Origin of the sequence: Defluviitoga sp., assembly GCF_035349255.1 — a bacterium.
Taxonomy (GTDB): Bacteria; Thermotogota; Thermotogae; order Petrotogales; family Petrotogaceae; genus Defluviitoga.
This window is the reverse complement of sequence record NZ_DAOPSE010000039.1, coordinates 1-10,364: the sequence shown is the minus strand read 5'-3', so window position 1 is coordinate 10,364 and position 10,364 is coordinate 1. Positions and strand designations below refer to the sequence as shown.

Below are 10,364 nucleotides of genomic sequence, written 5' to 3'. Positions count from 1 at the left end.
TTCCTATTTGTATAAACTCCATGTTAACAAGTTCTGCACCTGCTCTTAGTGCTGCCGCATGACCGTCGCCTGTACACATTATTGGAAAAAGATTCTCAGAATAGACTTGTCCAGCACCTCCAGTTGCTAAAATTATAGCAGGTGTCTCTACTATAAATAATTCATTTGTCACAACGTTAATTCCATATACTCCTTTAACCCTATTTTCCCTATCAAGTAAAATATCTTGTATCATTACATTTTCTATAACTTCAATTTTTTGATTCTTTACTTCTCGTGCAAGAGCTCTTGCTATTTGTACTGCTGTATCGGGTCCTGTGTAGCAAGCCCTAGCATATTTTGAACCATCTGTTCTAAACTGTCTAACTTTCCCATTTTCTTGTGAAAAAGGAACTCCAAGGTTTTTAAGATATTCAAAGGCATCTTTAGAATTTTTAGCTAGTATTTCTGCTAAATTTTTATCTGAAACCATTCCGCCAATAACGAAAATATCTTCTGCATGATATTTCCAAGAATCCGGCGTATAAGGCTCAGTAGTGTCTAAAGTTGCATGGAAAGCCATCCTATCAGAATAGGAGGTACCAGTTACACTATCTTTCAACAATTTTCCTTTAGAGATAACTTTTATATTCAAGTTTTTATTTGTTTCTTTTAAACTTAAAGCAGCTCTCAAACCTGCTCCTCCAGCACCAACAACAACCGCATCTGCTTTTATTTTTATCATATTCTCACCTCTTTACTTCTTTTCTCTTATCATTTCCATGTAGGGCTTTAAGTATACATCTTTATCCCTAATAACACACCCTGTAATTTTCTTATGTGCCTTTAATTCTGCACATCTTACACAAGTAATACATACCTTATTCTTGTCTAACATGTTTTTCTCTATAATGTCTTTTGCAAAATCAGGGTATGCGAAAGCCATCCTTCCTAATCCAATAATTTTGGCGTATCCTTTTTCGACCATTCCACTAGCTACATAAGGAAAAAACTCTCTTAGCCAGCTTAATCCTGTACCAACAACAATTAGATCGGTAATACTGCTCTGCACTTCTTTAGCTAGTTTTATTAGCCTTTCAACACCTACTAGTGGAGGTTCAGGTGGTGTATATTTCTTTGATTCCCCATCAGCAGGTCTATTTATGTGAGGATTAATGTATGGACTTCCAGCAGTTATATTGATAAGATTTACTCCTCTCTCTTTTAGCTCTCCAATTAATTTTAAAGGTTCAGCTAGATCCAGCTCTCCCTGTTCATTTATACCCCAACCAATAGGATAATGCAAAAAATCTGATATATTTAATCTAACGGCTACTTCGATTCCAACCTCATCTTTTATTCTATTTACAACATCTTTGAGAAATTTTGTCCTATTTTCGTAATCCCCTCCATACTCACCTTCTCTTATTCTTGCACCCAGTAATTCTGATAATAAATAACGATGACAACTTTTCACATCTACAGCATCAAAACCTGCATTTTTTGCTAATTTTGCAGTATTAACGTATGATTGTTTAAGCTCTTCTAGTTCTTTATCAGTAATAACGGGATATGAAAAGTTTATTTTTGATATTTTGTCAAGCTTCTCATCATGTACAGCAATAACTTTATTTTCTCCAAAACGCCCCGAATGGGCCAATTGAAGTACTAAGTATGGTGCGTGCTTATTGTCCTTTAGAGCTTTTTCTTTCATCATATTTACTAACTTTGCAAAATCATCAAAAGTATAAGTATTTAAAAACAATTGCTGGTTATTTGCTCTGGCTGATTCACTTACAGCTGTAGCTTCAAACCAAATTAAACCCGCTAATCCTTTTGTATATCTCATGTATCTTCTTTCAGTAAGTTCACTAGGAGAACCGTTTAACGTTGCATCACATCCCTCCATGGGATGTATTGCCATTCTATTATTAAGTGATTTTCCATTTATTTCAATTTTTTCTTTTAATAAATCAATATTTGTTGAAAAAGGAATATCTAACTTTAACTCTTTAACCACATTCTCTAGTTCTTCTAAAGATGGAAAATTAAAAAAATAACTATCTCTCAAAAAAACCACCTCAGAAAAAAATTAAGCTTATAATTCTATTTTTTATATTAAAGATAAAAAACTCTTTGTTCATCAGCCGATTGAAGTGCTTTTAAGCAAATCCTTGTAACTTCAAATGAATCTTCTGGTCTTATTAAACATTTACCTTTACCTTCTAACTCTTTTAAGAAGTCCAAAAATATACTTCCTTCTTGTTCTAAGGGTACTTCTCTAACCCCTGTGATATCATCATCAATTAACAAAACCTTATTATTAATTACCTCTATTATTCCTTTTGTTCCTACCACTCTTAATCTATCATCATCGTGTGTTGGGGCATTATTAGGTCTTAAGTAGTCTATTGTCAAAGATGCAAAAACTTCATTTGAAAGAGTAAAATGACATAGTGCACTAACTTCTAAATCACCATGATTATTATTGTGTTTTTTTGAATGTGTTGCATAAACGGATAAAAACTTTTGATTGCTGAACCACCTTATCCAATCAACTCCGTGGCTTCCTACCCAAGGGATAGTTCCGCCATAACTTTTCCTTGTTTTATAAAAATCGTCTCTTTCTCCAAGTTTATATGATTTTTGAGCATTTAAAAGTCTTATCTCACCTATAGAACCGTTTTTAACATACTTATAAGCGGTTAAAAACCATGGTTTATACCTTATACCGAACATGGCTACAAACAACGGTTTATTATTGAGATTATGGTATATGCTCTCGAGTTTTTCTAGATCTTCCAATGTTGTTGCTACCGGTTTTTCTGTAAATATGTTTATTCCTCTTTTCAACGCTTCAATAGAGACGCTTGCTAAATCTCCAAAAAAACAGTTGATAACGGCAATATCAGGATGAAGTTTGTCAAACATCTTCCTATAATCATAAAAAACTTCGGGTTTGTAGCCTAAGTCAACAACTTCTTTATATACTTTATCTATTTGCTCCCCTTGTGATCCAGCTGATATTCCAACTATATCGATATTTAAATTTCGATTAAACCTTAAAGGATTCAATACATAATGATAATGGCCACTAGAACCCACAATACATAATTTCATAATGTTAATTTCTCCTTCTTTACCTTTTATTTTTTGATAAATGGATTGAAAAATTTGTAATTTCTTACATTTACTTCTTTAGTAGGTACAGCCCATTCCACAGCAAGGTCTGAATAAAGAAGCTTTTTCTCAAATGCCTCATATATTATTTCATCTATTCCCTTCAATACTGTCTTATATTCTTTTTCTTCTGTTTCGTATTCTCGGACATATTTCTCAGGTATCGGTACTATCTTTCCTGCTGAATCATATGCACCATTTATTGCCACAACAAAAGGCCTAGAATTTGTTGGTGTAGAGTATAGCTCATCTATAATGCCCAAATACTTTCTTGCGGTTACTCTAAATACTTCCAAATGAGGATTTACTCCCTCGTTTCCAAATTCAATTGTTTCACCGTTATCTAACATTATCTTAGTGTTTTCTGAAAAATCCCAAATCGCCCTTCCTTTAGTACCTTCAATTTCCATATAGGGATCTAATTTTTTTTCACTAGCATGAGTTACATAAAAGTAAATTTTCGTTCCATTAACAGTTTTTGCTTCTAAACACGACGTATCCTCTGCTTCTATGTAGGTATGCGCCCTATAAAATTCAGCTCTTAAACTATCTAAATCTATTGATTCGTTCATAGAAGGACCTAATAAATAAATCATATTATTTAAATAATGAGCTAGCGCATTGTGCATGGGCCCATCTAAAACAATGTGTCCGTTGTAAATTATTTTCCCAGCCCAGTCATTTCTAAGATAGTAAGATTTATATCTAGGCCATAAAGCCATACAACTTATTTGTCTTATTTCTCCTAATTTGCCTTCTAAAATAATTTCTTTTAGCCTTCTGATACTCCTTGCATGTATCATATGAAAACCTATAGAGCAGAACTTTCCTGTTTGTTTTTCAACTTTGATTATATTGTCTAATTCTTGAACTGTAGGAGCTGGGGGCTTTTCCAACAGAACGTCATAGCCACTTTCCATAGCCTTTATAGCCATTTCTGAATGTGTATGTATAGCTGTTGGTAAAGTAATTATATCTACAAACTTTCTACCTTTTTCTAGAAGTTCTTCAAAAGACTCGAAAACCTCTATTCCTTCGCATTTTAATCCTTTTACAATATCAAAGTTTTTACGTTTGTCTTCTACTACTACTGCTGCAAGTTTTACTTCATCTTCCTTTTCTAACTCTTTTATAAATTTTATATGATCTGCTGCGAAGTTCCTCGCTCCTACAACCGCAAAAAAAACCTTCTTCATTATTTTTCCTCCTAAAATCTTTTATTAAATTTTGCCAGCCCCCGCTTGAGTAAGAACTATTGCTGGTACTAAAATTGCCGGATCTATCCTCTTAAACATAGTTGGCTCCCATTCAACCGAAGAAATCAATTTATCATTTACATTTACCTCGTTATGCGCTTTTAGAATATTAACATGAAAAGGTTCACTGGCGGGATAAGAAACCACATTTCCTTCTTCGTAAATATTACTACCTTTCCATCTTCTTATGATATTTGCAACGCTAATATTCCAAGGCAAATCAAAATAATTATTTTGAGCATATATTTGAGATTCTACTCCAACACCCCAAGCATAATCAAAATAATAAGAAGAATTTGAATTTATCTTATAATAATTGTTATAAACATGTACCTGACCAAATCTTACTCTTGGTAATCTTTGAGTAACATTTTCAAAAAGATTATGATGTAGCGTAACTCTTAAATGTCCTCTATCTTGTATGCGACTATCACTAGACCCTATAAGCATAGTTTTATCGTGATTATAAAAAACATTGTAAGATATTGTTATTAAATCTGCTCCATTTTTAATATCTAATAATCCATCATGTTGTTGGAATAATCTTCCATAATATACAGGTGCCTCACTATCCAAATAATCTCCATCACTAAAGGTACAATGATCAACCCAGACATTTTTAGAGTTTTCTATAGTTAAACAATCATATTCTGAATTCCATTCACCGAATTCTCCATCTGTTGGATCCCATGCTGGAAAATAATCAACAGGACTTTCAAAGGTAATATTTCTTATGATTACATTTTCAACACCTTTAACTTGTAAGGCTGCACCACATATTTTTGCATCTCTACCAACTCCTATCAAAGTGGTATTTGAACCCACGTAAATTACTATATCTTTGGCCTGATTTTGTTGAGATCGCTGACGAGCTTCTTCTAAAGGACCAGTAACTTCTTTTTTACCCCAATTTTCAGGTGAATATTCTTCAAGATATTTTTCAAAATCAAATTCAGGATCTTTGTATTTTTCGTAAGGTTCATTTATCTTAATAGTTCCTTCTATAAATATTATTTTGGGAATATCATTTGTCATACCTTCACCAAGAGCTTTTAATAATTCATCTTTTGTTCTTACAATATAAATACTTTCATCTGCAGCATTAGAGCCTCCAGTTGTTCCTATTCCAGATGATGCCCAACCATCATTATCTGAAAGAACTTGCTTGCCTAAACCAAGAAGATAAGAATCAATCTCAAGATTAGTACCAAAACCAACCGAAACAAGTAAAAAAGATAGAGTAATAATTAGTAATCCAACTTTTCTTGATATTTTCATAAGAACCTCCTTTTATCCATAATTTTATTATAAAAGATTAGAGATTCTAAAGTCATTTTTCAAATAGTTCGGGGTATGAAATCCCGAACCTTAAATTCAAAATAATACTACTTACTCCAGATCCCTATAGGACCACTTAGTGTCCAATTGTGCGGAGCTTTGCCAATCTTAGATTTCCACCATACGTCTCCAGCCTCGACTTTTATTTCGTAATTTTCATTTAATAAGTCTAAACCTGTAATCACTAAATATGTATTATTTGTTGTGTACTTGTCGTTAGTGGGCAAAAATTCGTCCATGCTCTGCTTTATCGGCTTTCCATTAACATACACTCTATAACCTAATATTTCATTACTATCTATGGCAACTGGCCAACTAACCTTCAATGTTTTATCATCTATTTTTTCTAATGTTAACTCTTTACTTGTCCAAGATGGTGCGTCAGTATCATAATTGTCCCATGTACGGATAGTAATGGGCCTATAAGTCAATCTTGTTCCATTATCATTTAGCGCCACTATTTCAACCTTATTGTCTTCTCCTGCTCTTAATCCTGTTGCAGTTATCCGTATCTTTCCTTCCTTAGCAGGATTTAGAACTTCTACCTTCTTTATTCCATCAACTAAACATTCATATTTTCGAACATTAACATCAGGAGAGGCATTAAATTCAACTGTTGCCCATGTGTATCCAATACTATTTTCAACAACCATGACTTCTAATCCTTCTTTAGGCAAAAGAATTGGTGAAAAATCCCTTTTTCCATTTGTTGGTACCTTAATTTTGCTTGAGTAAACTCTATTACCTACTGCATCTTCTGCTACTACTTGAAATTCGTATACCAAGCCTGGCATTACATTTGAAATCGTTATTTTCGTGTCTTTAGTTGAAACCTCAATTATCTCTTGACTATTGAGATATCCTATTATTTTGTACTTTTCAATATTAACATCATCTTTAGCAGGATTCCACGATAACTCGATTTCCGTTCCTTTTGAATTTGAACGACCCTTTAAAGAAGTGTTAGCCCATGTAGGAGGATTCTGTGCGTTTTTGGTAATATTAGATTGAACAGTCTTACCGAGAAAAACTAATCCGTTACAATTAGAGATTGACCATGCCTTTTCAGCATCTATACCCGTAATGACTACATCCGTAAAAGAGCTTTCTTCTAAGCCTTTTAAACTAATAGGTTTGTTTGCATCTTTAAACACTACGTTTTTCAAATGTACATTATTATGTGTATGCCACACTTTGTCTAAGTCGGCTATAACTTCTAAAGGCACAGCGTTTCCTGTATTCGATACTGTTAAATTTTCAATATTTATATTCGAAAATTCTGCAGGACTCTTTCCTGGTTCAAAATTTATAACTTGGTTAGGATCACTATATGCTGTTGACAGAGTTATAACTTGTCCTCCAGAGCCTGTGCCAGGGTTTGCAACAACATTGTCCCTTATATAAATATTTCTAACTCCTCCACCATTACTCAAGTTACTCTTAAATCTAAAAGGCATATCAGTCAAGTTTAAAACGTTATCTTCTATTAAAATATTTTCTATAAATCCCCCTGTATGACTACCTGCTGCAATTGCACCACCGTGTGCTTCTCTTATAAAATTATTCACTACCCAAACATCCGAGGAAGATCTTTGATTGTTATCTAAAGCAGGTTGTCCCATTCCAGAAGCAAAATTAACAGCATCGTCTCCTGTATCAAAGAAGTTTGCAACAACAAGGGCTTTTTTAGAATTACCAAATTCAACTCCATCCCCATTATTTGTATCATAAGTTTGGTGAATAGTAGAATAAACTGTTATATTATCGCTTTCAAGGAAAACAATCCCATGATATGCTGGATTTCGTAAGGTGACACCTTCTATATATAAACCATCTACTCCCTTAAATATCATCAAACTAGGCCTTGTTGAATATGCTTCAGAAACAGAGTAACCTAAGTTTTTCGATTTATTTACTGCATCTGCCGCTAAAATCCCAAAGGGCTCTTTATTTGCTGAGTCCCCATCGGTTACTTTAACGTTATTACCAGCTATGTACCTTGGTAAATTATAAATTTCTTCTTTAGGATCAAGTTCATTTTTAATTTGAGGTACCATCTTTTCTGATATTATCTTTCCATCAGCAGTACAATATTTCCATCCATTTCCATCTATTGTTCCTTTTCCAACTATTCTTATATTTTTAAGCTCTTTTCCATCTTTAGAATATGCATTTATAAGAGCCCATCTCCTTGTATCAGTAGAATAATCATATAAGAGATGATTAAAAGGATAATGATCAGCATTCGGCGAACCTATCAAGGTTGCTCCTTCTTGAACTTCTAATGTAATATCACTTTTTAACCATATTGCACCTGTGGTATATGTGCCAGCGGGAATGACTACTTTTCCACCTTTAGGGCAGTCATCTATGGCCTGCTGAATTGCCTTAGTATTTTTTATAATTTTTTCATTGTTATCTCCAAATGTATAATCAGTAATTCTTCCTGTATCAACTGCACCGTAATCAAGTACATTTAATATAACAGGAGAAGGATTTGTTTTAATTTCGATTTCAGGACTATTTTCTGATTCTTTTCCATTGCTAGATACAGACCTCACAAAAATTTTATATGTTGTATTAGGAGTTAGATTTGTTATCTTCATGTGATGAACATCTATAACCGGATGAAAATCATCTGTGTTATTTTCATAAAAAGCTTTAATATAAGCATAAGTATAAGAAGAATTCATCTTGAAGCTTTCTTTAGCACTACCCACAAATTTTCCATTGACATATATGTTGTAATCCACAATATCTTCACTAATCTCCGGCTTACTCCATAGCAACAGTATACTGCTTTCATCTACACCCAACGAAGGTACACATAGATAAGTTGGTGGATATACATTTCCTCCAAAAGCTGTTATAATGCCTAAGAACATGCACAAAAAAAAGGCTAGCAGTTTGTACTTTTTACCCATATTGTCCCACCTCCATAATTAATTCGTTCGAAGTATGAATTTTTAAAAGATAAAAAAATAATTTCATAATACGAAAATAACTTTCTTATTTTTTGTTCATAAAAATTATACCTGCCGGTTATCTTTTTTTCAAGTTTGGTTATTGGTAACTAGGGGGATTTAATAAAAAATAGGGGTAAATATCTTCATTTTTTCTTAAAAATCTTATAAATGGTAAATAAATATTTTAAGTTGAAAAAAAAACAGAGATCAAATAAGGAACGTACTTCATTAATAAAAGTTGAATAATTCAATATTTTTTACTTTCATATCTAATTTTTGTTTTTCAATTATGAGATTTACAAAATTTATTTCTCTGACGTATTCTATATGATGTCCTAAACTAATATCCCTAAAATCACAGTTTATTATTTGAAGTTGTTCAACCGGTGCCCTTTTATACGCCTTTATCAACATTCCGTAAGTACTTTTCATTGAGACTATGTTTTCTAAATATACATTTTTTATTGTAGGATCATATTCTCCTACATCTGCCTCTTCATAGTAGTAATCTATTTTTAGAACAGAATTTTTCACTTGATTAATTTTAATATTTATTGCGTAAATATTTTCTATATTTCCCCCTCTTAAACTATTTGTTTTAAATCTAATTGCTTCGTCTAAATTCGGGCTATCCATTATACTATTTTCAATTATTATATCTTTTGCTCCTCCACTTATTTCACTGCCAATAACAAGTCCTCCGTGTCCATCTTTCATCTCACAATTCCTAACTAAAACATTTTTTGTAGGAACACCTATACGGCGACCATCAGCATTCCTTCCAGACTTAATTACTATACAATCATCTCCGTTGTTTAAAAATGAGTCTTCAATTAAAACATTTTCACACGATTCAATATCTATTCCATCATTATTTGGTCCCAAACTTTCGATTGTAACCCCTTTTATAACAATATTTTTTGACAACACTGGATGTACACACCACATAGGAGAGTTTATAATCTTTATTCCTTCCACAAGAATGTTTTCACTTTTATACAATTGAATAAAGCTTGGCCTTAAATAAGAACCAGAACCAAAAACTCTTTCTTCAACTGGAAGCCCTTCTTCTGCCATATGGAAAAGTCTCCGTCTATCTTCATTTTGATTGGGGAGCCCTGAATTCCATCCATATTCCTCTTTTCCGCACCAATACCACCAATTTGTGTTATTGCAATTACCATCTAAAGTACCTTCACCAGTAATAGCAATATTCTTTGCTTGGTAAGAATAAATAAAAGGAGAGTAATTATAACATTCTACACCCTCCCATCGAGTAAAAACCGATGGTAAATATTTTTTGGGATCATCAATAAATTTTATCGTAGAATTTTTATTCAGAAATAAATTAATGTTATTTTTTAAATGTATAGGACCGGTAAGGAAAACCCCTTCGGGTACCTCAATAACACCTCCACCTAATTGATAACAATAATCTATTGCATTCTTAAAAATATTAGTATTATCATAACTTCCATCGCCTCTAGCTCCAAAATCCTCTAAAGAAATCTTTATACAATTTTGAAAGTCTATCTTGTGAATATTATTTAAAATCTTATTTTTAAGTTCTTCATACATATTATTTGCCTCTTTCAGGGATCTTTAATTCTTTAACATGTCTTTTAATATGTTCAGCTACTTCAAT

Annotated in this window: 7 protein-coding genes; all 7 read right to left on the bottom strand. The window is 32.7% G+C overall.

Annotation, left to right across the window (positions count from 1 at the left end; all coding sequences use genetic code 11):
- A partial coding sequence (locus tag PKN74_RS07260) for an FAD-binding protein (RefSeq protein WP_472310055.1) occupies positions 1–724 on the bottom strand: 724 nt, incomplete at its 3' end.
- A 12-nt stretch (positions 725–736) separates the two neighbouring features.
- Entirely contained in the window at positions 737–2,050 is a 1,314-nt protein-coding gene (locus PKN74_RS07255; RefSeq protein WP_464233994.1) for an oxidoreductase, read from the bottom strand.
- 47 nt (positions 2,051–2,097) lie between these two features.
- Entirely contained in the window at positions 2,098–3,099 is a 1,002-nt protein-coding gene (locus PKN74_RS07250; RefSeq protein ID WP_472310053.1) for a Gfo/Idh/MocA family protein, read from the bottom strand.
- 26 nt (positions 3,100–3,125) lie between these two features.
- A complete protein-coding gene (locus tag PKN74_RS07245; protein WP_464233989.1) occupies positions 3,126–4,355 on the bottom strand; it encodes a Gfo/Idh/MocA family protein in 1,230 nt (409 codons plus the stop codon).
- A gap of 24 nt (positions 4,356–4,379) precedes the next feature.
- Positions 4,380–5,693: a pectate lyase family protein gene (locus tag PKN74_RS07240; protein ID WP_472310051.1), complete on the bottom strand. Its 1,314-nt coding sequence runs from the start codon at positions 5,691–5,693 to the stop codon at positions 4,380–4,382.
- Positions 5,694–5,800: 107 nt separating this feature from the next.
- Positions 5,801–8,677: a fibronectin type III domain-containing protein gene (locus tag PKN74_RS07235; protein WP_472310049.1), complete on the bottom strand. Its 2,877-nt coding sequence runs from the start codon at positions 8,675–8,677 to the stop codon at positions 5,801–5,803.
- A gap of 270 nt (positions 8,678–8,947) precedes the next feature.
- Positions 8,948–10,297, bottom strand: a complete 1,350-nt coding sequence (locus PKN74_RS07230) for a glycoside hydrolase family 28 protein (RefSeq protein ID WP_472310047.1) — start codon at positions 10,295–10,297, stop codon at positions 8,948–8,950.
- Positions 10,298–10,364 lie beyond the last annotated feature (67 nt).